The organism is Micromonospora sp. DSM 45708, from assembly GCF_039566955.1.
GTDB lineage: Bacteria > Actinomycetota > Actinomycetes > Mycobacteriales > Micromonosporaceae > Micromonospora.
On the sequence record NZ_CP154796.1, the window covers coordinates 3,515,968 to 3,541,399 of the forward strand.

The following is a 25,432-nucleotide window of genomic DNA, read 5'->3' on the forward strand; positions in this document are numbered from 1 at the left end:
CCCCGCGTGACGTCCGCGCACGGCGCCGGCGTTGCTCAGTCGGCGGCGGGCAGGCCGGCGGCGGTGAGCGAGCGGCGTACCGCGGGCTGCACCCGGGTCAGCCGCAGCGGCACCCCGGTCCGGGCGGCGGCGTCCCGACCGGCCATCAGCGCGGCGATCCCGCCGGCGTCGAAGCCGCCCGCGCCCACCAGGTCGACCACCACCTCGCGGGGTTGCCCGGTGACCGCCTCCAGCACCGCCCGGCGCAACTGGTCCGCGCCGGCCCGGTCGACCTCCCCGCCGACCTCGACGACCACCCGGTCGCCGTTCTGCCGCACCGAGATCCGGGACCTGGCCGGCTCCGCCTCGGCGGCGCCGTTCTGCCAGGGCGGCGGCGCGTCGGCGAGCATCGCCTGGCGCAGCCAGGTCAGCGCCCGGGACAGCAGCCGGGACACGTGCATCTGGGAGATGCCGAACCGGGCCGCGATCTCCGCCTGGGTCTGGTTGCCGTAGAAGCGCATGGCCAGGATCCGCCGCTCCCGCCAGGGCAGCCGGTGCAGCAGGCCGCTGACCGTGACCCGGTCGTCGACCGACTCCAACGCGTTGTCGGACTCGCCCACCAGGTCACCGAACTCGGCCGAGCTCTCGCCGCCCACCGGCGCGTTGAGCGAGGCCGGGCTGTAGCCGGCGGCCGACTCCAGCGCGGCGAGGATCTCCTCCTCCGGCGTCTCCAGCCGTTCGGCCAGCTCGGCGACCGACGGGGCCCGGGACAGCTCGCTGGTCAGTGTCGCGGTCGCCTGCCCCACCTCGAGGATCAGGTCGCGCAGCCGGCGCGGCACGTGCACGCCCCAGGTGCGGTCACGGAAGTGCCGTTTGATCTCGCCGACGATGGTGATCGCCGCGTACGCGGTGAACGAGCCGCGCTCCGGGTCGTACCGGTCGACGGCGTTGACCAGGCCGAGGCGGGCGACCTGTTCCAGGTCCTCCAACGGCTCCCCGCGACCCCGGTACCGGCGGGCCAGCCGGCCGGCGAACGGCAACGCGAAGCGGACCAGGTCGTCCCGCGCCTCCTGCCGCCGCTCGGGTGGCAGCCCCTCGATCCGGGCCGCGTACGCGAGCGCCGCCGCGTCGAGGTCCTCCAGACCCCGGTCGGTGGTCGGTGGGGTGGGTGTGGTGGTCTGTCCGAACATCCGCGCCTCCCTCGCCGAAGATCCCCCGCCCGGCCGGAACCGGTTGCGCGCGTGGTCAGGCCACGCTCCGGGTGAGGAAGTTGGTTACGTGACGGATACGTCGGAAGCGGTGGCTGCCCGCCGCGCGGCGTCGTGGGCCGGCTCGCGGCGAACGGTCTTCCCGCTCCGTAGGTACTCAATCACGGACCGTCGGATCGCGAGGATGTTTCGGCAGGTTGGCCCGCCGACCGGGCCCGCCGGTGTTGGGGCCCGCCGGTCAGCAGACCAGCAGGCCCTGGTGCGCGCCGGCGTCCCGGAGCGCGGCGAGGGCCTCCGCCATCCGCAGCGGCGGCGGCGCGGGCAGGTCGCAGGGCTGGTTGCGCAACACCTCCGTGGCACGTCGGGTCGGTACCGAGGTGACCGGGTAGCCGCGGGCCGCGCCCCGGTCCAGGGCCCGTCGCCGGCGCCCGAAGCCGGCCACCGCCAACCACTGGGACAGGCCGGCGAACGCCGGCGAACGCAGTCCGGGCGGTTCCGGCAGCACGTCCACCGAGCTGAACGGCTCGCTGCCGGCGAGCCACCACTCGGCCCCCTGCACGCGACGGCGGGTGGCGTTCTCGCACCAGTAGGGCACCAGACCGGCGCGCAGCACCTGCCCCGGGTCCAGCAGCCGGCCGCACTCCACCACCAGCCGGTCCCCGGTCTTGCCGGCCCGGCGCAACCAGCGTCGGTACAGGTCCGCGGTGGCCGCGCTCAACGCGTCCGGCTGCGGCACGACGACCCGGTGCAGCGGGTGGCCGTGCGTGTCGCCCCACTCCCGGGCGCCGTGCTCGAAACCGGACTCCACGCCGTGTTCGCCGAACGCCGCCGACACCGTGACCTCCGGGGCGTGCCAGCGCGTCTCGTCACCGCCGGCCGCGCGCAGCACGTGCCGCAGCGCCGGGGCATCCGGGTGGAAGTCGACCGGGTCGAGGCCGCTGGCCGGGCAGCCGGCCTGGAAGCTGTGCCCGCCGCCGTCGTCCCGCGCCGGCCAGGTGCGCGCGTCGTGCAGCAGCAGCACCGGCGCGGCCGGTTCGAGCCGGTCGGCCAGGAACCGCGCGTACGCCTCGGGCAGCGTGCGCCAGCGGGCCGCGAGCGTCACGGTGACGCCGGCCGCCACGCCCCGGCTGGCCGGGCAGTGCACCTGCCGTACGTGCAGCCGGGGGTTGCCGGCGAGCAGCCGGCCGGCCAGCGCGGCGCCGTGGTCGAGCGCGGCGTCCGGACGGTCCACGGCGCCCCGGCCCCACTGCCCGGCGAGTTCGAACCCGGCGGGCAGCCAGGGCACGCCGAGCGCCACCGCGAGGTGGGCCACCGCTCCGTGCGGCGAGCCGAGCACCGCGCCCGGCCAGCGGCGGTCCGGGTACTGGTCGACGAACCAGCCGGCCACCCGTTCGGCGTCGACGCGGGCGACCTGGGCGGCGGTGAGCGCGGCCCGGGCGGCGGCGCGGCCGGCGGCGACGCGGCGTACCGGCTCCGGCGCCCCGCCCAGCCGGGACAGCGGGCCGGGGTGGCCGAGGTCGCCGCAGTCGTCGCCGCGCAGCGCCCGGGCGGTGGCGGCGACCAGGATCCGGGCCGCGCTGCCCGCCGCGACCACCCGGTCACCGGGCAGCGCCGTCCCGGCCGTCCGTCCCCGCTCGACTCGTTCGCTCACCACGCGGCCCGGCTTCCCGTCCCTCTGGGGTCTAAACGGGGCATCTCCCCACGCGCCGGACCAACCCCCGGTCGGGTGCCGTCGCGCCGCTCCCCCGCCGCCACCGGCGCAACGGCACGCCGGGTGCGGGTTTGGGCCGCGGGGGGACGGGCACTGCACCGCACATGCCCGACGACCAGAGCGCCCCGGCGGCGACCATCACCCCGTACCGGGACGGACCGCTGCTGGTGCGTGGCGACTTCGCGCTGGTCACGCCGGAGGGCGAGCCGATCGAGACGCGCCGGGGCACGGTGGCGCTGTGCCGCTGCGGCAAGAGCGCGATCAAGCCGTTCTGCGACGGCACCCACAAGGTCGCCGCCTTCCGCGCCCCCTGACCACCCCGGCCCCGCCCCGCTTGCTGATCATGACGTTGGCGGCGACAAGTCGGACGGGCCTCGGGGGCGGCCCCGGGAGGGGCCGGGAGGGGTCAGGCAGCGGCCAGGGCGCGGGTGGGCGGGCGCAGGGACGAGCGGCCGGCGGCCCACGCGGACAGCAGGTGGGTGGCGAAGAGACGGTCCAGCGCCAGCGCGGCGGCGGCCCCGAACAGCACGTCCCCGGCGAGCGCCGGCTCCGCGCGGACCAGCCCGCCGCACAGGTCGTACGCCGCGATCTGCTCGTGCACCGCGTCCGCTTCGACGTGCTCGTCGTAGAAGCGGGTGGCGACCTCGTCGAAGCCCAACCGGCGCAACCCGTTGCCGTACCGACGGTTCGGCAGCGACGAGGTCATCTCGTACGCGGCCAGATGGCCGAGTAACGCCCCGCGCAGCCTCCGGTGCAGCCCGAACATCGACATCAGGTTGTTGAGCGCCAGCGTCACCGCCGGCACCCGGTCCAGGTGGGCGGCGTAGCCGGTGTCCAGGCCGAGCCGGTCCATGGTGGTGCGGAACAGCTCCGCGTGCATCCGGTCCAGCCGGCCGTTGCCGTACTCGTCCATCTGGATCTCGACAAGCGCCGCCTTCGCCGGACCGCCGAGGCGGGGCAACGCCCAGCTGTGCGGGTCGGCCTCGCGGAGGTGGTAGATCGAGCGGTGCGTGACGAACTCGCGGAACTGGCCCAGGTCGGCCCGGCGTTGCAGGGTGGCGGCGAGCGCGGGGCCGTCGTCCGCGGCCACCACGTCGACAAGCGTCGCCGGCAGGGCGGCCGGCAGCACCGCCGGCAGCGGTCCGGCCAGCTCCCGCAGCGCCGCGTCGAACGGGCGCTCGGCCCGGGCCCGCAGCGCCAGCAGGGACGGCTCCCACTCCCACTCGTCGGTCACGCCCCACCAGCCGCGGTAGTGCAGTTCGTAGCAGAGAAAGAGCGTGAGCTGGAGATCCTCGTCGGTCAGCGGCGCCGCCACCTCGTCGAACCGTTCGCCCAGCCCGGCCGGCAGCGCGCCGGGCGATCCGCGCAGCGCGGTGAGCAGCGCGGCCGAGACCGGCCCACGTGCCGTCGGCAGCGGGGCGGGACCGTGGCGACGATCGGTGGTGGTGGACAAGCGGGACCTCCCGGGAACCGGCGAATGCCTGGTCGCAGTGCCCCAACCGGGTCCGGCTAAACGAGGTCCTCGGCGGCGATGGCCTCGGTCTGGATCACCCGGTCGCGCACCCGCCGGGCCGCGTCGCCGTCCGTCATCAGGCCGCGCAGGTCGGCCAGCGCCGGCTCGGGCACGTCCAGCGGGACGGCCGGGTCCACCACCGCCTCCAGCACGCTCGGCCGGTCCGCGGCGAGCACCTCGTCCCAGGCCGGTCCGATCAGGTCCGGCCGGTCCACCCGGACACCGTGCAGCCCCAGCAGCCGGGCCCATCCGGCGTACGGCACGTCGGGTCGCCGGTCGCCCGGCGTACGCCCGCCACCGACGCCCGACTGGTCGCGGTTGTTGAGCACCAGCACCACCAGCCGGGGATCGGCCCACCGCGTCCAGTGGTGCGCCACGGTGATCAGCTCGGCGAGGCCGTTGAGCTGCATCGCGCCGTCGCCGAGCAGCGCCAGCACCGGCTGGTCCGGACAGGCCAGCTTGGCGGCCACCGCGTACGGCAACGCGCAGCCCATCGAGCCGAGCGTGCCGCAGAGCCGGGCCTGCACCCCGGGCGGCAACTCCACCTGGCGCGCGTACCAGTAGATGACCGAGCCGACGTCGACGGCGATCGCGGCACGCCGCGGCAGCCGGGCGGACAGCTCGCGGAGCACGAGTTGCGGGTTGAGTGGCTCGGCCGGGGCGGCGGCACGGTCGGCGGCGAGCGTCCGCCAGCGGTCCACCGCGCGCTCCACCACGCCACGCCACTGCGCGTGGGGTCGTTCCGGCACCCGGGCCAGCAGCGCCCGCAGCGTCTCGGCGGCGTCGCCGACCAGCGGCACGTCGACCGGGTAGCGGGTGCCGATCCGCCGGCCGTCGATGTCGATCTGGATGGTGCGCACCTGGCCGGGCAGCGGGAACCAGTCGGTCCACGGATCGTTCGTGCCGACCAGCAGCAGCGTGTCGCAGCCGCCCATGAGCTGGGCGGCGGCGGTGGTGCCGACCTCGCCGAGCACGCCGGTGTGAAACGGCAGCCGCTCGTCCAGCACCGGCTTGCCGAGCAGTGACGTGGCCACGCCCGCGCCGAGCCGGTCGGCGAGCGCGACGACCTCGCCGGCCGCGCCGTGCGCCCCCTGGCCGACCAGCACGGCCACCCGCTGCCCGCCGCTGAGCAGGGAGGCGGCGGCGTCCAGGTCGGCGTCGTGCGGCAGCACCCGGGCCAGCGGCTCGCCGGGCGTCGCGGTGATGACGCCGGCGGTCGGTGGCAGCCGGTCGGGCACGGGCGTCACCTGCAACGCCCGGGGCAGCACCACGCAGGTCGGGCTACGGGTCGCCGCCGCGGTCCGGAACGCCTGGTCCAGCAGCGCCGGCACCTGGTCGGGGCTGCGGCCGTAGCGGACGAACTGGTTGCACACGTCGCCGAAGAGCCGGCTCAGTCCGATCTCCTCGTGCGCCCCGCCGAGCGGTCCGCTGACGTCCTCGCCGATGATCGCCACCACCGGCTTGCTGTCCAGTTTGGCGTCGTAGAGGCCGTTGAGCAGGTGCACCGCGCTGGGCCCCTGGGTGGCCAGGCACACCCCGATCCCGCCGGTGAACTTGGCGTGGCCGGTGGCCATGTAGGCGGCGGTCTCCTCGTGCCGGGCCGGCACGAACGCCGGGTCGCCGCCGGCGGCGTCGAGCGCGGCCACCAGCGGGGCGAGCGCCGCGCCGGGATAGCCGAAGGCGCGCGGCACCCGCCAGGCCCGCAGGCGCTCGACCACCAGGTCGGCGACGGTACGGTCAGCCATCGCCCCGCCCCGGGGTGCCGGCGTCGACGTAGCGCAGCACCGCGCCGACCCCGTCGGTCAGTTCCGGTGCCTCCTCCGGCGCGAGCACGGTCAGCTCCGCGTCGGTGCCGATCAGCGCGCGCAGCAGCGCGGCGTCGGCGCGTACCTTCTGCGGGTCGGCCACCGACATGTCCGCCAACTGCGCCGGGTCGGTGGCGATCTCGGTCGGCTCGGGGCCGACCCACAGCTCGCCGTCGGCGGACGCGTCGTCGACGATCAGCATGGTGTCGACCTGGTTGCGTTGCAGCGCGGCGACCACCGCGTCGAGCCCGGCGCCGACGTCCTCCTGCACGCCGAACCGGTCCAGCGCGGCGGCGATCCGTCGGTCGGCCACCTCGGCGATGGTCTGCACCGTGAGGTCGTCCATCAGCGTGTCCTCCGCGCCGCCGGCCCGGGAGCCGGCGTCGGTGCGGACCAGCACGTCCTGCCAGCGTTCGGGGAGCTGGGCGGCGATCATGCCGGTGGCCCGGATGTCGCCGGCCACCACGACCACGTCGGCGCCGACGCGGTCGGCCAGCTCGGCGGTGGCCGCGGCGGCGTCGCCGGCGTTGTGGTGCCACGCCTCCATGGCGGCCCGCTGGTAGCGGGACTGCGACCAGCCGCCCGGCTGCACCCGGCGCAGTTGCCGGCTCTGCCGGCCCTTCACCCGGGCCCGCCGGGGCACCCCGCCGGCGCTGACCGCCGTCGCGTCCGCGCCGGTGCGGTCGGCCAGCACCCGCACCCAGGCCACCTGCTCGCCGCGCTGGGCGACCAGCGGCATGGTGTGCGGCAGCGCGGCCCAGGTGGCCAGGTCGTGCAACGGTGGCGCGGAGAGGTACTCGGTGAGCACCACCCGGCCCCGGCTGGCGAAGACCGCGATGCCGTAGTCACCGGGCATCGGATCGTGCCGGCGCACCACCTCCTCCACCGCCTCGACGGTGACCTGATCGGCGCCCTGGGCCAGCAGGTCCCCTTTCAGGGCCCGCCAGCGCAGGTCGACCTGCGGGCGCGAGTCGTGGGTGTCCCGGGAGGCGTCCAGGTACACCGAACACCAGGGCCCGGGACGGTCGTAGAGCGGGCGCAGGAAGGACAGCTGCATGCTCGACCCCTTTCCAGCTCGGCCGCACGCATACCCGCGCCCCGGCCGATGTCACCTTCCGGTCGGTCGGGCGTGACCGTTCGTTCATTCACGTCGTTCAACCTGAAGGACCGATACCATCTGTGCACGGAACGGAACTCTCGGTGGTGAACATGGACACGGAGCTACACACCCGGCGCGTCGTCCGACCGACGGAACGCATCGTCACCGGGCGGCTGGTCCGGCTCATGGAGGGGTACGCCCGCGAGGTGCGCGTGGGCCAGCCGGTGCTGGTCACGGTGTTGACCGCGGCGGGTGTGGTGGGGCTGCTGCTGCGGGTGGTCCGCGCGTTGCTCAGCAGCGGCGGCGGCGGCGCCAAACGCAGCTTCAAGGACCTGAAGAAGGGGCCCGAGTTCCTGGTCACCCCGGTGCGGGTGCGAGACGCCGCCGACCGGCTGGTCGAGGTCGAGCTGCACGGCCACCTGCCGCAGAGCGCGCTGCACCCCGGCGATCACGTGCAGCTCACGCTGCGTCCGCAACGTGACCCGGACCTGCCGCCCCGGATCGAGCGGATCGTCAACCTGACCACCGGGCAGCTGCTCACCCCGCGTACCGCGACGCTCTGGTCGCACCTGGGCCCGGCGCTGCTGCTCCAGGCGACGCTCGGCGTCGTCCTGGTGCTCGGCGTGGCCGCCTGCTCCGCGCTGACCTGAAAGGCGGGGCCTGCTCTTCACGCATTCGGCAGCGCAGGGGCCCCTGTCAACCGCCGACGCGCGTGACCGTGCGCCCGGTGGGGGCGGTGACGGGAGCGGCGAGCAGGCCGCGGCGGCGGGCCCAGCGCTCGAAGACCACGGTGGCGAACGGCGGCACGGCGCTGGCCAACGCCAGCCCGGTCTGCACCAACGACCAGCGGCACCGCCGGGCCACCACGAGGACCAGCAGCCCGTACGCGACGAAGAGCGCGCCGTGCACGGGGCCGAACACCTGCACGCCGAGTTCGTTGCGCGGCGGCCCGTACTTGACCGCCATGCCGGCCAGCAGCGCCGCCCAGGAGCACGCCTCGGCGATCGCCGCCCACACGAACGCCCGGATCCACCCGTCGCGCATCAACCACTCCTTCGTTCAACCGGCGGCAATGGTAGCCGGCCCGGCGGTGACCAGGCGTTAGAAGGGGCCCCGCCGGTGCAGAAGGAGTCAGGCGGGGCCCGCTCCTCACAACGGGGGTCACCAGGGCCGGTTCGGGGTACAGAAAGGGTTCCTTAGACCTTTTCCTGACCCGTCACTCCGTGCGAGGTTGGGAAGACCAACGGTGACAAGGCGGTGACCATGGGCGAGGACGTCGGCGCACGCACCTTCAGCCGGGAGGATCGGGCCCGCTACCGGGAGAAGGTCCGGCGCTGCCTGGACGTCTTCGCGGAGATGCTGCGCGAGTCCCGCTTCGACGTGGAGCGGCCGATGACCGGCCTGGAGATCGAGCTGAACCTGGTCGACGAGCGGTTCGACCCGGCGATGCGCAACGCCGACGTGCTGGCGGCGATCGCCGACGAGGCGTTCCAGACCGAGCTGGGCCAGTTCAACGTGGAGATCAACGTGGCGCCGCGCCGGCTCGCCGGCACCGGCACCGCCCAGTTCGAGGAGCACGTGCGGGCCAGCCTCAACGCCGCCGAGGAGAAGGCCCGGACGGTCGGCGCGCACATGGTGATGATCGGTGTCCTGCCGACGCTGCGCCCGGAGCACCTGACCGCCGACTCGCTCTCCGCCAACCCCCGGTACGCGCTGCTCAACGAGCAGATCTTCGCCGCGCGCGGAGAGGACCTGCCGATCGCGATCAGCGGGGTGGAGCGGCTGGCCACCACCGCCGACACCATCACCCCGGAGGCGGCCTGCACCAGCACCCAGTTCCACCTCCAGGTGAGCCCGGCGCAGTTCGCCGACTACTGGAACGCGGCCCAGGCCATCGCCGGCATCCAGGTGGCGCTCGGCGCGAACTCGCCGCTGTTCTTCGGCCGGGAACTGTGGCGGGAGACCCGCATCCCGCTGTTCCAGCAGGCCACCGACACCCGGGCGGAAGAGATAAAGGCCCAGGGGGTACGCCCGCGGGTGTGGTTCGGGGAGCGCTGGATCACCTCGGTGTTCGACCTGTTCGAGGAGAACGTCCGCTACTTCCCGGCGCTGCTGCCGGTGTGCGACCCGGAGGACCCGGCGACGACGCTGGCCAGCGGCGGTGTGCCGAAGCTCGCCGAGTTGCGCCTGCACAACGGCACCATCTACCGCTGGAACCGGCCGGTCTACGACGTGCTGCGCGGTCGCCCGCACCTGCGGGTGGAGAACCGGGTGCTGCCGGCCGGCCCGACTGTGCTGGACACGGTGGCCAACGGCGCGTTCTACTTCGGGCTGGTGCGGGCGCTGGCCGAGTCGGACCGGCCGCTCTGGTCGCAGATGTCGTTCAGCGCCGCCGAGGAGAACTTCAACACCTGCGCCCGGCACGGCATCGACGCCCAGGTGTTCTGGCCCGGCCTGGGCTACCTGCCGGTGACCGAGCTGGTGCTGCGCCGGCTGCTGCCGATGGCCCACCAGGGGCTCGACCGGTGGGGCCTGGACCCGGCCGAGCGGGACCGGCTGCTCGGCATCGTCGAGCAGCGCTGCCTGACCGGCCGCAACGGGGCCACCTGGCAGGTGGAGACGCTGCACCGGCTGGAGTCCGCCGACCACCTGGACCGGCCGGCCGCGCTGCGCGAGGTGGTCCGCCACTACGTCGACCTGATGCACAGCAACCGCCCCGTGCACGAGTGGCCTATCCCCTGACCGGCCGGGGTCGCGCCCGGCCGCCAGGGTGCGGCATGCCGTCGCCGGTTACCCGACCGGTCAGCCGGCGACCGCGGTGAACGTGAGCGCGCCGACGACGGCCAACGGCAGCGCCACGGCGGCGGTGAGCAGTCGCGCCCGGGCGGCGCGGGCGACGAGCAGGACCACGAGCGCGGCGAGCGCGAGGTCGATGATCACGTTCCACCACGCGCCCGGGTAGCCGGAGCGGGCCTTGCCGACGAAACGCAGCGCCTCCTCGACGAACACCGCCGCCGGCAGCGCGGTGCCGACGACCCGCCGCCAGCCGACGAGGTGGGCCCAGGTGCCGGCGACGCCGAACACCACGCCGGCGAGCACGCCGAACGCCATCCACAGCAGCGCGGCAGGCGCGGCGATCACGGCGAGGTCGTCGCCTTGGAGCAGCGCCGCCGCCAGGTAGTAGCTGGGTACGGCGACGACCAGCAGGACGGTGGCGGCCACGGCGGCCCGCAGCGCGCCCGCCCGGGCCCACCAGCCCAGCGCGAACGCGGCGACCGCCCAGGTGGCGGTGGAGTTGCCGAGTTCGGCGAACGGGTAGGGCACCAACGAGATCCAGACGAAGTCGAGGAACCCGAGCAGGAAACCGGCGACGGGGGCGACGAGCGTCAGTGCGCGACGGGTGGGCGGCATGGCGACGAGCATACTCAGTATGCTGTCAGCGCATCGCCGCCAGGGTCGCCGCCGCGGCACCGGCCACCAGCGCGTCGTCCGGGGTCGCGTCCCGGTCGGCCCGGGTGGTGAGCACCGCCAGCCGGCCGGAACGCCGGCCCGGATCAGGTCCGCCGCTCCGCCCCCCGGGTGGCACCCGTTCACCGGGTCAGGCCGACCAGGGTCGCCAGGCGGGCCACGTCGGGTGGCGCCGGGTGGGCACGGGCGATCTCCGCGACGACGGTACGCGCCACCGGCCGCAGCCGAACCTCGGCCGGCGCGATACCGTCCGCCTCCACCAGCGCCCGGCCGGCTCCGCGAAGATCGCCCACCCGGAGGTACGCCCGCGCTGCGTCCACCAGGTAGGCAGCCCGGAACTCGGTTGGCAGACGTCGCCACGCCTCCCGCCGGAGCACCCGCTCGTGCCGGCACACCGCTTCCCCGGCGTCACCCGACTCCACCGCCGCCACCACGCGGGCCAACTCGACGGCGACCGGCCCGAACCCGCACCCCTGCGGTTCGTCCCCGGATGGACGTCGCCCGGCCAGCTCAGCGGCCCGGTCCAGCAACTCGTCCGAGCGGCCGACCTCGCCACAGCCGGCGGCGGCGAGGGCGGCCTGGATCAGTAACGGTCCGTGCGAGTCGCTCACCGGTTCGGCAGCAACCGTCACGGTTAGGGCCAGCTGGTTGCGGCCCAATGCCCGGAGCGCCTCCCCCACGCAAGCGACGGCCCGGACCGACAGCGCCGGGTCGTCAGCCACCCCGGCCACCGCGCGGTCGGCGGCCAGCCAGCCCAGATCCGCCTCCCCCAGCTTGACCAGCACCGACGAGGCGATCCGGTGCGCCTGCCCGAGCAGCTCCGGCGCGGCCCGGTGCAGCCCTACGCGGGACGCCGTCCGATGCCCTCACGTCGCGGACAGCAGTGAGTCGTTTGCGCCGTCAAGTTGGCAGGCGCCTCGACCGCATGCCCCGGCCCAGGCCAAGGCGCACCTGGGCCAGAACACGCACCACGCCCAGATCCGGCGCCGGAAGTCCCGGGCCCCTGGCCGGGCAGCTCAGAGCGAGACGATCGCCGCGCTCTCCGCCGGCAGCTCGATGCCGCCGCGCATCACCGTGGCGCCCTCGGATGTGGCCAGCAGCACCCGGCGTACCGCCCCGGGCAGGTTCACCCGCTGCGGTCGCTCCGCCAGGTTGGCCACCACCAGCGTGTCGCCGCGCTGCACCACCAGGAACTGGTCGCCGTGGCGCACCTCGACCCGGTGCAGCCGCGGGTCGGACAGGTCGGGGCACGACTTGCGCAGCGCGATCAGCCGCCGGTGGAACTCGTACATCTCGCGGTGGTCGGGCTTGTCCAGCTCGGCCCAGTCCAGCCGGGACCGCAGGAACGTCTGCGGGTCCTGCGGGTCGGGCACGTCGTCGGTGGCCCATCCGTGGCCGGCGAACTCGCGCCGGCGGCCGGTGGCGACCGCGACCGCCAGCTCCGGCTCCGGGTGGCTGGTGAAGAACTGCCACGGCGTGGTCGCGGCCCACTCCTCCCCCATGAACAGCATCGGGGTGAACGGCGCGGTCATCAGCAGCGTGGCGCCGACCCGCAGCATCCCGGTCGAGAGCGTGGCGGAGATCCGGTCGCCGGTGGCCCGGTTGCCGATCTGGTCGTGGTTCTGGAGGTAGGCGACGAACCGGTGGCCGGGCGTGCGCTGCCGGTCGACCGCGCGGCCGTGGCTGCGGTTGCGGAAGCTCGACCAGGTGCCGGCGTGGAAGAACGCGCCCGTCAACACGTCGGTGAGGCATTCCAGCGAGCCGAAGTCGCCGTAGTAGCCCTGCCGCTCGCCGGTGAGCAGCGTGTGCAGCGCGTGGTGGGCGTCGTCGTTCCACTGGGCGTGCAGGCCGTACCCGCCGGCCTCGCGCGGCGTGATCAGCGTCGGGTCGTTCAGGTCGGACTCCGCGATCAGCGACAGCGGCCGGCCCAGCGCGGTCGACAGCGACTCGACCTCGGTGGCCACCTCCGCCAGCCAGTGGATGGCGCGGCCGTCGGGCATCGCGTGCACGGCGTCCAGCCGCAGCCCGTCGACGTGGTAGTCGCGCAGCCACATGCGCACGCTGTCGACGATGTAGCGGCGGACGCCGTCGGAGTGCGCGCCGTCGAGGTTTACCGTGCGACCCCAGGTGTTGCTCTGCTCGGTGAGGTACGGCGCGAAGCGCGGCGCGTAGGCCCCGGAGGGCCCGAAATGGTTGTAGACGACGTCGAGGATCACCCCCAGCCCTCGGGCGTGGGCGGCGTCCACGAAGCGTTTCAGCCCGTCCGGCCCGCCGTAGGGCTCGTGCGGCGCGTACCAGCAGACGCCGTCGTAGCCCCAGTTGTGCTCGCCGTTGAACGCGTTGACCGGCAGCAGCTCGACCAGGTCGACGCCGAGCTCCACCAGGTGGTCGAGCTTGGCGATCGCGCCGTCGAACGTGCCCTCCGGGGTGAACGTGCCGATGTGCAGCTCGTACAGCACGCTGCCGGGCAACTGCCGGCCGGTCCACGCGATGTCGGTCCAGGCGAACGCCGCGTGGTCGTACACCCGGCTGGGGCCGTGCACGCCGGCCGGCTGCCAGGCCGACCGGGGGTCCGGCAGCGCCTGCTCGTCGTCGTCGAGCAGAAACGCGTAGTCGGTGCCCGGCCCGGCGTCCGGCGCCTCGACCCGCCACCAGCCGTCCCGCGCGGGACGCATGTCATGGTCGGCCACGCCGGGCAGGCGCAACCGCACCCGGGCAGCCTCGGGCGCCCACACCGTGAACTCGGTCATGCGGCGGCCTCCACTGGGTCGGTGGGTGCGAGGAGGGCGACGGGACAGGTGCTCAGCAGATCATCCAGGAGCAGCTCCCCCCCACTGTAGACCCGGCCGGTGAACACGTCGGTCACCCGATGAACGGGAAGTGACAACGTCGTGCCCCGCCAGCCGCCGTCGCGGGCCAGCCGCACCGGCAGCCGGGTGGCCACCGCGATCGCGCCGCCCCGGTCGAACGCCACCGCGTGCGCGGCGGCCGGGCCACGCGCCGGCACCGGCCGGTAGCCGGTGAACAGCTCCGGGCGGTCGCGGCGCAGCCGCAGCGTGCGGGAGACCACGAGCAGCTTGGCCGCGCCGTCCGCGGCCACCGCCGGCTGCCAGCCCGCGTCGAGCCGGGCCAGCAGCTCCCGGCGTACGGCGAAGTCGACCGGGCGGCGGTTGTCCGGGTCGACCAGGGAGTTCTCCCACAGCTCGGTGCCCTGGTAGGTGTCCGGAACGCCGGGCATGGCGAGCTGCACCAGCTTCTGCCCGAGCGCGTTCGACCAGCCGGCCGGCGTGATCTCGTCGACGAACGCGGTGAGCTGGGCATGCAGCTCCGGGTCGTCGTACATCCGGTCGACCAGGGCGTGCATCTCGTGCTCGAAGGTCGGGTCCGGGTCGGCCCAGCTCGTGCTGACCGAGGCCTCCCGGGCGGCCTTCTCGGCGTACCCGTGCAGCCGGTCCCGCTCGATCGGCCAGGCCCCGACGGCGGTCTGCCAGAGCAGGTGGGCCAGCGCCGGGTCGGCCAGCGGCGCCCGGGACATCCAGTCGGTGACCCGCTCCGCCCACCGGCCGGGCAGTTCGCTCAGCACCGCGAGCCGGGCCCGGACGTCCTCGCCGCGCTTGGTGTCGTGGGTGGAAAGCGCGGTCATGCTCGCCGGCCAGCGCACCTGGCGGGCGGTGGCGAACCGGTGCAGCTCGGCCGGCGGCACGCCGAAGTGGGCCGGGCTGCCGCCCACCTCGTTGAGCGCGACGAACCGGCTCCACCGGTAGTAGGCGGTGTCCTCCACGCCCTTGGCCATCACCGCGCCGGTCAACTGCGGGAACCGGGCGGCCAGCTCGTGACCGGGGTCCCGGAGCCGGGCGGTGACCTGGTCCAGCACGGCGGTCAGGTCGGGCCGGCGGCGGCCGGCCTCGCTGCGGGCGGCGGCCAGGTGCCGGGCCCCCTCCGGCGGGTAGCCGCGGTAGACCGGGAAGCAGGCGGCCAGCTCGGCCAGCGCGTCCCGGGTCTGCTCGGCGGGCAGCTCGGGCACGAGCGCGGCGAGGCGGGTCAGCTCGGCGGCGAGCAGCCGGGTGGCGGCCTCCCGCTTGGTGCCGTGGGTGAGGTCCTCCCAGGAGGTGTGCCGGCCGGTGAGCCGCCCGTCGAGCGCGGTGAAGTCCGGTTCGGCGTCCGGGTCGACGAAGAGACCGGACACGGCGGCCAGCGCGTCGTAGCCGGTGGTGCCGTCGACCGGCCAGTCCGGCAGGTCCTCGCCGTACTCCAGGATCTTCTCCACCACCAGCCAGCGCTCCGGCGCGGCGGCGCGCAACCGGGCCAGGTAGCCGGCCGGGTCGCGCAGCCCGTCCGGGTGGTCCACCCGGATGCCGTCGACGTCCCCGGCGTCGGACCAGCGCAGGATCTCCGCGTGGGTGGCGTCGAAGACCGCCGGGTCCTCCACCCGCAGGCCGGCCAGGTCGGCGATGGCGAAGAACCGGCGGTACGTCAGCTCGGCGTCGCCGCGCCGCCAGTCCACCAGCTCGTAGTGCTGCCGGTCGTGCACCTCCCGGGGTGTGCCGTCGCCGGTGCCGTCCGCGATCGGGAAGCGGTGCTCGTGGTAGCGCAGCTCCCCGTCGACCAGCTTGAGGTCGTCGAGCGCGTCGGGGGCGTCGGCGAGCACCGGCAGCAGCAGTCGGCCGCGGTCCCAGTCGATGTCGAACCAGTCCGCGTACGCCGAGTCGCGCCCGGCCCGCAGCACGTCCCACCAGGCCGGGTTGGCCGCCGGTCGGGCGACCCCGGCGTGGTTGGGGACGATGTCCACGACCAGGCCGAGCCCGGCCGCGCGCAGCGCCCGGACCAGGCGCTGCCGGGCCGCCTCGCCGCCCAGTTCCGGGTTGACCGCGCGGTGGTCGACCACGTCGTAGCCGTGCTGCGAGCCGGGGGTGGCGGTGAGCAGTGGCGCGGTGTAGAGGTGGGTGACGCCGAGCGCGGTCAGGTAGTCGGTCAGCTCGGCGGTGGCGTCCAGGTCGAAGCCGGGGCGCACCTGCACCCGGTAGGTCGAACGGGGGGTGTCGGGCATGGTCAGGGCGTCCTCTCCAGGACCAGCAGCGAGCGGTCCGGCACGCAGACCGTGCCGCCCGCCTCGACCACTGTCGTCTTCTCCGGATCCGGTTCCGCGGTGCTGATCACCAGCTCCCACCGGGGCCCGAACTCCTCCCCGGGCAGCGTGAAGTCCAACGCCGCGTCGTGCGCGTTGAACAGCAGCAGGAAGGAGCTGTCCCGGTGGCGCTGGCCGTACTGGCCGCGCTCCGGGATGCCGTCGCCGTTGACGAACAGGGCCACCGAGCGGCCGAAGTCGTTGCCCCAGTCCTCGCCGGTCATCTCCCGGCCGTCCGGGGTGTACCAGGCCAGGTCCGGCAGGCCGGAGCCGGCCGCCCGGCCGCCGACCGGCAGCCCGGTGAAGAACCGCCGGCGGCGGAACACCTGGTGCTGGTTGCGGAACTCGGTGAGCCGCCGCACGAACGCGAGCAGCTCGTCGTCGGCCCGCTCCCAGTCCACCCAGGCCAGCTCGCTGTCCTGGCAGTAGGCGTTGTTGTTGCCGTGCTGGGTGCGGCCCAGCTCGTCGCCGTGGCCGAGCATCGGCACGCCCTGGGACAGGATCAGCGTGGCCAGGAAGTTGCGCCGCTGCCGGTCCCGCAGCGCGCGTACGCCCGGGTCGTCGGTGTCGCCCTCGACGCCGCAGTTCCAGGAGCGGTTGTGGCTCTCCCCGTCCCGGTTCTCCTCACCGTTGGCCTCGTTGTGCTTGTCGTTGTACGACACCAGGTCGGTGAGCGTGAACCCGTCGTGGCAGGTGACGAAGTTGATGCTGTGGAACGGGCGGCGGCCGTCGTCCTGGTAGAGGTCGGCGGAGCCGGAGATGCGGGACGCGAACTCGGCGAGCGTGGCCGGTTCGCCGCGCCAGAAGTCGCGGACCGTGTCGCGGTACTTTCCGTTCCACTCGGTCCACTGCGGCGGGAAGTTGCCCACCTGGTAGCCGCCGGGGCCGATGTCCCACGGCTCGGCGATCAGCTTGACCCGGCCGACCACCGGGTCCTGCTGCACCACCTCGAAGAACGTGGAGAGGCGGTCCACCTCGTAGAACTCGCGGGCCAGCGTGGCGGCCAGGTCGAACCGGAAGCCGTCGACGTGCATCTCGGTGACCCAGTAGCGCAGCGAATCCATGATCAGTTGCAGCGAGTGCGGGCTGCGCACGTTCAGGCTGTTGCCGGTGCCGGTGTAGTCGACGAAGTAGCGCCGGTCCTCCTCCGACAGCCGGTAGTAGCTCGGCGTGTCGATGCCCTTGAAGCTCAGCGACGGCCCGAGGTGGTTGCCCTCGGCGGTGTGGTTGTAGACCACGTCGAGGATGACCTCGATGCCGGCGGCGTGCAGCGCCTTGACCATGCCGCGGAACTCCTGCACCTGCTGGCCGAGCCGGCCCAGCGCCGAGTAGCCGTGGTGCGGGGCGAAGAAGCCGATGGTGTTGTAACCCCAGTAGTTGCGCAGCCCCAGGTCGGACAGGCGGTGGTCGTGCACGAACTCGTGCACCGGCATCAGCTCGACCGCGGTCACCCCGAGCCGCTGGAAGTGCTCGATCATCACCGGCGAGGCGATCGCCGCGTACGTGCCGCGCAGCTCCTCCGGGATGTCGGGGTGCCGCATGGTCAGCCCGCGCACGTGCGCCTCGTAGATCACCGAGTGGTGGTACGGCGTGCGCGGCGGCTTGTCGTTGCCCCAGTCGAAGTACGGGTTCACCACCACCGACTTCGGCATGTGCGGCGCCGAGTCGGCGGTGTTCATCCGGTCCGGGTCGCCGCCCACCTCGTAGTCGTAGACCGCCGGGTCCCAGGAGACCTCGCCGTCGACCGCCTTCGCGTACGGGTCGAGCAGCAGCTTGTGCGGATTGCACCGCACCCCGTTGGCCGGGTCCCACCGGCCGTGCACCCGGAAGCCGTACCGCTGGCCGGGCTCCACGCCGGGGATGTAGGCGTGCCAGACGTACGCGTCGACCTCGCGCAGCTCGACCCGGCGCTCGGTGCCGATGTCCCACTCGTCGAACAGACAGAGTTCGACCCGCTCCGCCACCTCGGAGAAGATCGCGAAGTTGGTGCCCATCCCGTCGTAGGTGGCGCCGAGGGGGTAGCTGTCGCCCGGCCAGACCTGCATGTCGCTCCTTCGGCCCATGATCGTCAGCGCGCCGGACGGGCGGCCGGCGCGCACGCCGTTGATGCCCCGCCGTCCCCGCCGCCAATCCACCCGTTCGGACGGTAACCGAAAGGTTCGGGTGTCGTCCGTCACGATCGACCGTTTCGAGATGCGGCGTCGCGCCGGATGCACTTTCCTTGACCGCGGACGCGTGCCCGCGCGTGTCCACCCGGCCGCTCGGCCACTCCCCACCACCCGCCCACCGCCGCCACCGATGCCGGCGTGTCCCACCCTGCACGGACGGAGATCGACACGTGACCACTCTGCGGGTCGGCGCGCAGACCGCCACCGCGACGGACCGGCTCCACCGGCCCACCCTCACCTCCCGACCGACCGCGCCGCCGCAGCCCGGCGTCGCGCCCCGGAAGCGGCGCATCCTGATGCTGTCGTGGGAGTACCCGCCGGTGCTCGTCGGTGGCCTCGGCCGCCACGTGCACGCGCTCTCCGTCGCCCTGGCCGCCGCCGGGCACGAGGTCACCGTGGTCACCCGGCACGCCGAGGGCGCGCCGCTGGAGGAGTACGCCGACGGCGTACGCGTCGTCCGCGCCGCCGAGGACCCGGTCACGTTCCCGCTCGCCACCGGGTCGCTGCTGGCCTGGACCATGGCGTTCAACCACACGCTCACCCGGGCCGCCCTGCGCGCCGCCGAGTCCGGCACGTACGACGTGATCCACGCCCACGACTGGCTCGTCGCGCACACCGCCATGACGCTGCGCGAGCACCTGGACGTGCCGCTGGTGACCACCATCCACGCCACCGAGGCGGGCCGGCACCAGGGCTGGCTGCCCGAGGAGATGAACCGCACCATCCACGGCGTCGAGCAGTGGCTGGCCAGCGAGTCCGGCCGGGTGATCGTCTGCTCCGGCTACATGCGCGACGAGGTCGGCGCGTTGTTCGGCGTGGACCGGTCCCGGGTCGACGTGGTCCCCAACGGCGTCGAGCCGCACCGCTGGCGGGTGCCCGCCTCGGCGGTCGCCGCAGCCCGGGCCCGCTTCGCCGCCGACGGGCCGCTTGTCACGTTCGCCGGTCGGCTCGTCTACGAGAAGGGCGTGCAGCACCTGCTGGCCGGGCTGCCCCGGCTGCGGGACCGGCACCCCGGGCTGCGCGCGGTGATCATCGGCGACGGGCCGTACAAGGCGGAGCTGGAGTCCGAGGTGCAGCGGCTCGGGTTGGGCGGCACGGTCAGCATGCCCGGGTTCCTCGGCGGCACCGACCTGCCCGCCGTGATGGCCGCCTCGGACTGCTTCGCGGTGCCCAGCATCTACGAGCCGTTCGGCATGGTCGCGCTGGAGGGCGCCGCCGCGGGCGCGCCGCTGGCGGTGTCGCGTACCGGCGGGTTGGCCGAGATCGTCGAGCCGGGCGTCACCGGGATGACGTTCGCCCCGCAGGACCCGGACGGGCTGGCCGAGGCGGTGCACGCGCTGCTCTCCGACACCGACCGGGCCCGTGCGCTGGCCCGACGCGCCCGCGCCATGGTGCACGAGCGGTACGGCTGGTCGGCCATCGCGTCCCGCACCGCCGCCGGGTACGCCGCCGCCATCGCCCAGGACGCCGCGTTCACCGCGAATCGGGCCGAGCAGCGGATGGCCCTCGGCCGGTCCCGGCCCGTCCTGCCCGAAGGCAACCTGCTCGCGACCGCCGGCCTGCGCTGAGTCCGGACCACGACGGCCGCCGACCCCGCGTGGGGGCGGCGGCCGTCGTCACGGTCAGCCCGCTCGCTGGTCGTGCGGCACGGTGACGGTCACCGTGCAGCCGACCGGCCGGCCGATCTCGTCGTGGCCCGCGTACCGCAGGGTGTAGACCCGGTCCCCGCCGCCGCCGGGTCGTTCCGCGCGGAGCCGGCCGGTGGTGCCCGGCGTGCCGGCGACGAAGCCCTCGATGTCGGCGCCGCCGCCGGTCACCTCGGCCAGGGTCAGGGCGTACGGCCCGAGCACCCCGTCGGGCAGGTCCACCGACACGGCGACGTCCACCATCCGGTGGTCGGGCGGCCACAGCACCGGCCGGTCCACCGCGCAGTCCAGGGCGCGGGTGGGCACCGGCTCGGGCAGGGTGGCCACGGCGTGCCCGATCGTCGCGGTCAGCCGGCCCCCGGCCTCGTAGTACATGTGCGCGGTCCGCCCGTCGAAGTAGAAGGTCGGGGCGGCCGAGCGGCCCAGGTCCGGCGCCGCGTCGAGCGAGTCGTGCACGGTCCCGAGGTGCACCTCCCGGTCGAAGCCCTCGCCGACGTCCACGGCGTGCATGTTGCCGTCGGCGGCGTGGAAGATCACCAGGTTGCGTCCCTGCCAGCGGAGGAAGAACGGTCCGGAGGCGTTCGGGCCCTCGATGCCCTGCGGGGTGACGATCGGGTCGGGCTGGACGGTCCAGGTGCGCGCGTCCGGCGAGACCGCCCAGCGGATCCGCCGGGAGACCGGGCCGGTCGGGCCGGGCGCCGCGGCCGTGGGGTTGTCCATGAACAGCATCAGGTACCGGCTGCCCAGGCGGGGCACCGACTGCTCGAACACCCGGGCGTACGAGGTCTCGCCGCCGGTGGTGGCGTCCCGGCTGATCGCCGTGCCGCCGTAGTCGAAGTGGATGCCGTCGGTGGAGGTGGCGTACCGGGTGATCGAGTTCTCGCCGTGGAAGTAGAGGAAGAGCTTCCGCTCCCCCTCGACCCAGATCGCGTGCGGCGACGAGATGTGGCTGACCGCGGAGTAGTACGGCGGCCAGTTGTTGCTGACCAGCGGGTTGGCCCGGTACTCGGTCCACGGGCCGTCGATCGAGTCGGCGTACGCCAGGGCGATACCGCCAGGCCGCTCGTGCGGGGCGTAGTAGAGGTAGTACGTGCCGAGCGGGTGCGCGAAGTAGTCGGCGGCCCGGATCACGCTGGGGAAGATGAACTCGTTCGTCGGGTTGTAGGCGAGGGCGCTCTTGTCGAACGCCGTACCGGCGTAGCTGAAGTGCGGGAACTCGAACGTCGGCTCGGCGGCGGCGGGTGCGGCGCCGCCGAGCGCGGCGACGAGCAGGCCCGCGCCGGCCGCGGCCACGGCGGCGCGGCGGCGGGACGAACCGGGTGCAGTCGGCATGTCGGCCTTCCTGTCCTTGAACGGCGGTGGGGGTGTCCACGGTGGCGCGACGCCGACCGTAGGCACGCACGGTGACGGTCGGCGGACGAGCGGCGCGGGGATCGTTGACGCGGGGGCGCCGACCAACCCCTGCTAATACGTATTAGTGTCTATTCCTTCCGGATGCTGCCGCCCCGGGGGGCAGCTGTCAAGCCCCTCCTCCGCGCATCCGGTCGCCACGCACGGCGGCCTTGCCGAGTTCCCGCTGTCCATCGCTAATCCGCATTAGTTCAGGGAGTTCATCCCCCGGAAATGTTCCGGCCAAGGTCTTGACACCACGCTTCCCGACCGCGAGGCTTCCTCCCGACGCCGTTCGTTAATACGCATTAGCCCGACCGGGAAGGCCTCCGTGACCTCGACCCCCAAGCGCCTCACACAGCGTGACATCGCGCGGCTGGCCGGTGTCAGCCAGGCGACCGTCTCCCTGGTGCTCAACAAGCGGGCCGACGCGGACGTGCGCATCGCGCCCGAGACCCGCGACCGGGTGCTGCGGGTGATCGCGGAGACCGGCTACGCCGCCGACCCGGTGGCCCGCCGCCTGGCCGCCCGGTTCAACCGGATCATCGGCGTCTTCACCTACGAACCGGCCTTTCCGAGCGGCAGCCGCGACTTCTTCCACCCGTTCCTGGTCGGCATCGAGGAGTACGCCGAACGTGCCGGCTGTGACCTGCTGCTGTTCACCAGCGCGCCGGTGGTCGACGGCCGGCGGCGGATCTTCCACCAGGACAACCGGCTCCGGCTGGCGGACGGCTGCATCCTGCTCGGTCGCGAGATCGACGCCGCGGAACTGCACCGACTCAACCGCGACGGCTACCCGTACGTGGCGGTCGGGCGTCGCGACGACGCGGGCGGCCCGGTCCCCTACGTCGGTGCCGACTACGCCAGCGCCGTCGGGGAGGCGGTCGAGCGGGCCCTCGCCCACGGCCACCGCCGGCTGGCCTACCTGGCGATGGGCTCGACCGCGGAGTCCTCCGAGGACCGCCGCCGGGGCTTCGTCCAACGCGGGGCGGACGCGGAGAGCGCCCGGCAGATCACCGCGGCCGGACGCGAGGTCGAGGGGATCCTCGACGGACTGCTCGACGACCGGGCCACCGCTGTCTTCGTCGAGGACTACGCCACCGCGGTCGCGCTGGACCTGGCCGCCCGGCGACGCGGGCTGAGCGTGCCCGGCGACCTGTCGGTGCTCACCCTCGGCGACCCCACCACGCCGGTGCCCACCGAGATCACCTTCAGCGGCTTCCACATCCCCCGCGAGGAGATGGGCCGGCAGGCGGTCGAGGTGCTGGCCGGCGTCATCGACGGCAGCGCCACCGGCCTGCCGCAGCGACTTCTCCCCTGCGAACCCGTCGAGGGCGAGACCCTCGGCATCCCCGATCCGGCGGTCGAGCGCCGCTGAGCGGCGACCGCCAACTGGAAGGAAGCAAGTGGCACAGATGCGTGCGGACGTCCTCGTCGTGGGCGGCGGGCTCGGCGGCGTCGCGGCGGCACTCGCCGCCCTCCGCGAGGGCCGGTCCGTCGTCCTGACCGAGGAGTTCGACTGGCTGGGCGGGCAGCTCACCAGCCAGGCGGTACCGCCGGACGAGCACTCGTGGATCGAGCAGTTCGGCGCCACCGCCAGCTACCGGGCGCTGCGCACCGGGATTCGCGACTACTACCGCCGGCACTACCCGCTGACCGAGCGCTCCCGCCGCTGGACGGACCTCAACCCGGGCGCCGGCTGGGTCAGCCGACTCTGCCACGAGCCGCGGGTGGCCGTCGCGGTGATCGAGGAGATGTTGGCGCCGTACCGGGGTGCCGGTTTGCTGACCGTGCTCCAGCCGTACCGGCCGGTGGCGGTGGCGACCGACGGCGACCGGGTCGTCGGAGTCACCGTGGCGCACCGCGACCGCGACCAGCGGATCGAGATCACCGCGCCGTACACGCTGGACGCCACCGAGACCGGTGAGCTGCTGCCGCTGTCCGGCACCGAGTACGTGACCGGGTTCGAGTCGCGGGAGGAGACCGGCGAGCCGAGCGCGCCCGCCGAGGCCCAGCCGATGAACATGCAGGCCGTCTCCGTCTGCTTCGCCATCGACCACGTCGACGGCGACCACACCATCGACCGCCCGGCCGGGTACGACTTCTGGCGCGACTACAAGCCCGACTTCTGGGGCGACCGGATGCTGTCCTGGCGCTCGCCGCACCCGCGGACGCTGGAGATCGTCGAGCGCAGCTTCACCCCGAACCCGGACGACGACCCGCTGGCCGTCAACGCCGACCAGCGGGTCAACCCCGGTGACGGCAACCTCTGGACGTTCCGGCGCATCGCCGCCCGGCGCAACTTCGTCGACGGCGCGTACGGCAGCGACATCACGCTGGTCAACTGGCCGATGATCGACTACTTCGAGGCACCGGTCATCGACGTGCCGAACGCCTCCTGGCACCTGGACAAGGCGCGGGAGCTGTCGTACTCGGTGCTGTACTGGCTGCAGACCGAGGCGCCCCGGCCGGACGGCGGCACCGGCTTCCCCGGGCTGCGGCTGCGCGGCGACGTGACCGGCAGCGCCGACGGCCTGGCCCAGGCTCCGTACATCCGCGAGTCCCGCCGGATCCGGGCCGAGTACACCGTCGTCGAGCAGGACCTGTCCCTGTCCGTCCGGGGCGACCACGGCGCCGTCAGCTACCCGGACGCGGTGGGCGTGGGCATGTACCGGATCGACCTGCACCCGTCGACCGGCGGCGACAACTACATCGACGTCGGCTCCTGCCCGTTCGAGATCCCGCTCGGCGCGCTGATCCCGCAGCGGATGGAGAACCTGCTGCCGGCCGGCAAGAACATCGGCACCACCCACGTCACCAACGGCAGCTACCGGCTGCACCCGGTCGAGTGGAACGTCGGCGAGGTCGCCGGCCTGCTCGCCGACTTCTGTCTGGCGCGGGGCGAGTCCCCGCGCGCGGTCCGCAACACCCCCCGTCTGCTGGCCGACTTCCAGGACCGCCTCACCGCGGCCGGCGTGGAACAGCGCTGGCCCCGGATCGCGGGCTACTGAACACACCCCCGATGAGGAGAAGATTGTGAGAGCAGGAAAGGCCCTGCGCGGCGTCGCCGTTGCGCTGGCCGGCGCGCTCGCCCTGACCGCCTGCGGCGGCGGTGGCGAGGCTGCCGACAGTGGTCCGGCAAAGCTGCGGATGACCGTCTGGTCGGCCAACGAGGCCCACCTCAAGCTGTTCAACGAGATCGCCGACGAGTACCGCAAGAACCACCCGGACGTGGCGGAGATCAAGTTCGACCCGCTGCCGTTCGACACCTACACCACGACGCTGACCACCCAGATCGCCGGCGGCAACGCCCCCGACCTGGCGTGGATCTTCGAGAACTCGGCACCCGACTTCGTGGCCTCCGGGGCGCTGCTGCCGGTGGACGAGACGCTCAAGAAGGCCGAGGGCTACCAGTACGACGACCTCTCCCCCGCCACGCTCAGGCTCTGGCAGGACGGCGGCAAGCTCTACGCGTACCCCTTCTCGACCTCGCCGTTCGGGGTGTTCGTCAACACCGACCTGGTCAAGAAGGCCGGGCAGAAGACCCCGGCCGAGCTGATCGCGGCCGGCCAGTGGACCTGGGACAACGCCCTGGCCACCGCCGCCGCGACAGCCGGGAAGTCCGGCAAGGCCGGGCTGGTCATCCGGGACTTCGACTACAAGGGTTGGGACAACCTGTCCACCTTCTGGACCGGCTGGGGCGCCCAGGCGTGGTCCGAGGACGGGAAGTCCTGCGGGTTCGGCTCACCGGAGATGGTCGACGCCATGACCACCCTCCACAAGGCGATCTTCACCGGCAAGGCGCTGCCCGGCCCGGGCACCACGGCCGACTTCTTTGCCGGTGACGCGGCCATGACCATCACCCAGATCTCCCGCGCCTCGCTGCTCAAGGAGGGCGGCTTCGGGTGGGACCTGGTGCCGCTGCCGGCCGGACCGAAGGGCGACTACGCGGTGGTCGGCCAGGCCGGCCTCGGCGTGCTGAAGAATAGCCCGCACGCCAAGCAGGCCGCCGACTTCCTGGCCTTCCTCACCAACCCCACGAACTCGGCGAAGCTCGCCCAGTTCTTCCCGCCGCCCCGACAGGCGCAGCTGACCGCCGAGACGCTCGCCAAGACGAACCCGAAGCTCAAGCCGGAGCAACTGCAGAAGGTCGTCATCGACGGCATCACCAACGGTGTGGTCAAGCCCAACCACGCCGGGCAGGCCGAGCTGAGCCAGCAGGTCCGCGCCGGCCTGGACCCGCTGTGGCAGCCGAACGCGGACGTCAAGGCCGTGCTCGACGGCGTCTGCGCCAAGATCCAGCCGCTGCTGGCGAAGTGAC

At 73.8% G+C, this 25,432-nt stretch carries 20 protein-coding genes; 7 read left to right on the forward strand and 13 right to left on the reverse strand.

The window, feature by feature from the left end:
• Positions 1-35: 35 nt before the first annotated feature.
• Both VKK44_RS15030 and VKK44_RS15035 read right to left on the reverse strand, forming a co-directional pair.
• Positions 36-1,169: a SigB/SigF/SigG family RNA polymerase sigma factor gene (locus VKK44_RS15030; protein WP_343441703.1), complete on the reverse strand. Its 1,134-nt coding sequence runs from the start codon at positions 1,167-1,169 to the stop codon at positions 36-38.
• Between the two features lie 256 nt (positions 1,170-1,425).
• Positions 1,426-2,841, reverse strand: a complete 1,416-nt coding sequence (locus VKK44_RS15035) for a hypothetical protein (RefSeq protein ID WP_343441704.1) — start codon at positions 2,839-2,841, stop codon at positions 1,426-1,428.
• A 161-nt stretch (positions 2,842-3,002) separates the two neighbouring features.
• Between VKK44_RS15035 and VKK44_RS15040 the strand changes: the two genes are divergently transcribed.
• Positions 3,003-3,212 (forward strand): CDGSH iron-sulfur domain-containing protein, encoded by a 210-nt coding sequence (locus VKK44_RS15040; protein ID WP_343441705.1) that lies wholly within the window; start codon positions 3,003-3,005, stop codon positions 3,210-3,212.
• 92 nt (positions 3,213-3,304) lie between these two features.
• Here VKK44_RS15040 and VKK44_RS15045 read toward each other — a convergent pair whose 3' ends face one another.
• From VKK44_RS15045 to VKK44_RS15055, 3 genes are read right to left on the reverse strand one after another with little or no spacing between them, the layout of a single operon-like run.
• On the reverse strand, positions 3,305-4,351 hold the full coding sequence (locus tag VKK44_RS15045; RefSeq protein ID WP_343441706.1) for an iron-containing redox enzyme family protein: 1,047 nt from the start codon (positions 4,349-4,351) through the stop codon (positions 3,305-3,307).
• A 56-nt stretch (positions 4,352-4,407) separates the two neighbouring features.
• Positions 4,408-6,156, reverse strand: coding sequence for a thiamine pyrophosphate-binding protein (locus tag VKK44_RS15050; protein ID WP_343441707.1), 1,749 nt, complete (start codon positions 6,154-6,156; stop codon positions 4,408-4,410).
• Positions 6,149-7,273, reverse strand: coding sequence for a baeRF2 domain-containing protein (locus VKK44_RS15055; protein ID WP_343441708.1), 1,125 nt, complete (start codon positions 7,271-7,273; stop codon positions 6,149-6,151). The genes VKK44_RS15050 and VKK44_RS15055 overlap by 8 nt, the downstream gene beginning before the upstream one ends.
• 143 nt (positions 7,274-7,416) lie before the next feature.
• Between VKK44_RS15055 and VKK44_RS15060 the strand changes: the two genes are divergently transcribed.
• Complete coding sequence (locus VKK44_RS15060; RefSeq protein ID WP_343441709.1) at positions 7,417-7,965, forward strand: hypothetical protein; 549 nt, start codon at positions 7,417-7,419, stop codon at positions 7,963-7,965.
• Positions 7,966-8,011: 46 nt separating this feature from the next.
• Here VKK44_RS15060 and VKK44_RS15065 read toward each other — a convergent pair whose 3' ends face one another.
• Positions 8,012-8,359 carry a DUF3817 domain-containing protein gene (locus VKK44_RS15065; protein WP_343441710.1) on the reverse strand — a complete coding sequence of 116 codons (348 nt, stop codon included), beginning with the start codon at positions 8,357-8,359 and terminating at the stop codon, positions 8,012-8,014.
• A gap of 219 nt (positions 8,360-8,578) precedes the next feature.
• Here VKK44_RS15065 and VKK44_RS15070 point away from each other — a divergent pair, with 219 nt between their 5' ends.
• Positions 8,579-10,057, forward strand: coding sequence for a glutamate--cysteine ligase (locus VKK44_RS15070; RefSeq protein ID WP_343441711.1), 1,479 nt, complete (start codon positions 8,579-8,581; stop codon positions 10,055-10,057).
• A gap of 60 nt (positions 10,058-10,117) precedes the next feature.
• Here VKK44_RS15070 and VKK44_RS15075 read toward each other — a convergent pair whose 3' ends face one another.
• The 6 genes from VKK44_RS15075 to glgX all read right to left on the reverse strand — a co-directional run bounded on the left by VKK44_RS15075 (position 10,118) and on the right by glgX (position 17,953).
• Positions 10,118-10,726: a DUF6518 family protein gene (locus VKK44_RS15075; protein WP_343441712.1), complete on the reverse strand. Its 609-nt coding sequence runs from the start codon at positions 10,724-10,726 to the stop codon at positions 10,118-10,120.
• Positions 10,727-10,751: 25 nt separating this feature from the next.
• Positions 10,752-10,901 carry a hypothetical protein gene (locus VKK44_RS15080; RefSeq protein WP_343441713.1) on the reverse strand — a complete coding sequence of 50 codons (150 nt, stop codon included), beginning with the start codon at positions 10,899-10,901 and terminating at the stop codon, positions 10,752-10,754.
• 4 nt (positions 10,902-10,905) lie between these two features.
• Entirely contained in the window at positions 10,906-11,568 is a 663-nt protein-coding gene (locus VKK44_RS15085; protein ID WP_343441714.1) for a hypothetical protein, read from the reverse strand.
• A 231-nt stretch (positions 11,569-11,799) separates the two neighbouring features.
• Positions 11,800-13,533 (reverse strand): malto-oligosyltrehalose trehalohydrolase, encoded by a 1,734-nt coding sequence (treZ, locus tag VKK44_RS15090; RefSeq protein WP_343441715.1) that lies wholly within the window; start codon positions 13,531-13,533, stop codon positions 11,800-11,802.
• Complete coding sequence (gene treY / locus VKK44_RS15095; RefSeq protein ID WP_343441716.1) at positions 13,530-15,830, reverse strand: malto-oligosyltrehalose synthase; 2,301 nt, start codon at positions 15,828-15,830, stop codon at positions 13,530-13,532. Before treY ends, treZ begins: the two co-directional genes overlap by 4 nt.
• A gap of 2 nt (positions 15,831-15,832) precedes the next feature.
• A complete protein-coding gene (glgX, locus tag VKK44_RS15100; RefSeq protein ID WP_343447787.1) occupies positions 15,833-17,953 on the reverse strand; it encodes a glycogen debranching protein GlgX in 2,121 nt (706 codons plus the stop codon).
• A 293-nt stretch (positions 17,954-18,246) separates the two neighbouring features.
• Here glgX and VKK44_RS15105 point away from each other — a divergent pair, with 293 nt between their 5' ends.
• A complete protein-coding gene (locus VKK44_RS15105) occupies positions 18,247-19,644 on the forward strand; it encodes a glycosyltransferase family 4 protein (protein ID WP_343441717.1) in 1,398 nt (465 codons plus the stop codon).
• A 54-nt stretch (positions 19,645-19,698) separates the two neighbouring features.
• On the opposite strand, the gene VKK44_RS15110 is transcribed toward VKK44_RS15105, so the two are convergent.
• A complete protein-coding gene (locus VKK44_RS15110; protein ID WP_343441718.1) occupies positions 19,699-21,054 on the reverse strand; it encodes a hypothetical protein in 1,356 nt (451 codons plus the stop codon).
• 388 nt (positions 21,055-21,442) lie between these two features.
• On the opposite strand from VKK44_RS15110, the gene VKK44_RS15115 reads away from it, so the two are divergent.
• Genes VKK44_RS15115 through VKK44_RS15125 form a run of 3 tightly spaced genes read left to right on the forward strand, consistent with a single transcriptional unit; the run spans position 21,443 to position 25,431 of the window.
• The gene (locus VKK44_RS15115; protein WP_343441719.1) at positions 21,443-22,489 is read left to right on the forward strand and encodes a LacI family DNA-binding transcriptional regulator; all 1,047 of its coding nucleotides are present in this window, start codon (positions 21,443-21,445) and stop codon (positions 22,487-22,489) included.
• Positions 22,490-22,526: 37 nt separating this feature from the next.
• Positions 22,527-24,122, forward strand: a complete 1,596-nt coding sequence (locus VKK44_RS15120; protein WP_343447788.1) for an FAD-dependent oxidoreductase — start codon at positions 22,527-22,529, stop codon at positions 24,120-24,122.
• A 25-nt stretch (positions 24,123-24,147) separates the two neighbouring features.
• The gene (locus tag VKK44_RS15125) at positions 24,148-25,431 is read left to right on the forward strand and encodes an ABC transporter substrate-binding protein (RefSeq protein WP_343441720.1); all 1,284 of its coding nucleotides are present in this window, start codon (positions 24,148-24,150) and stop codon (positions 25,429-25,431) included.
• Position 25,432: the final 1 nt, after the last annotated feature.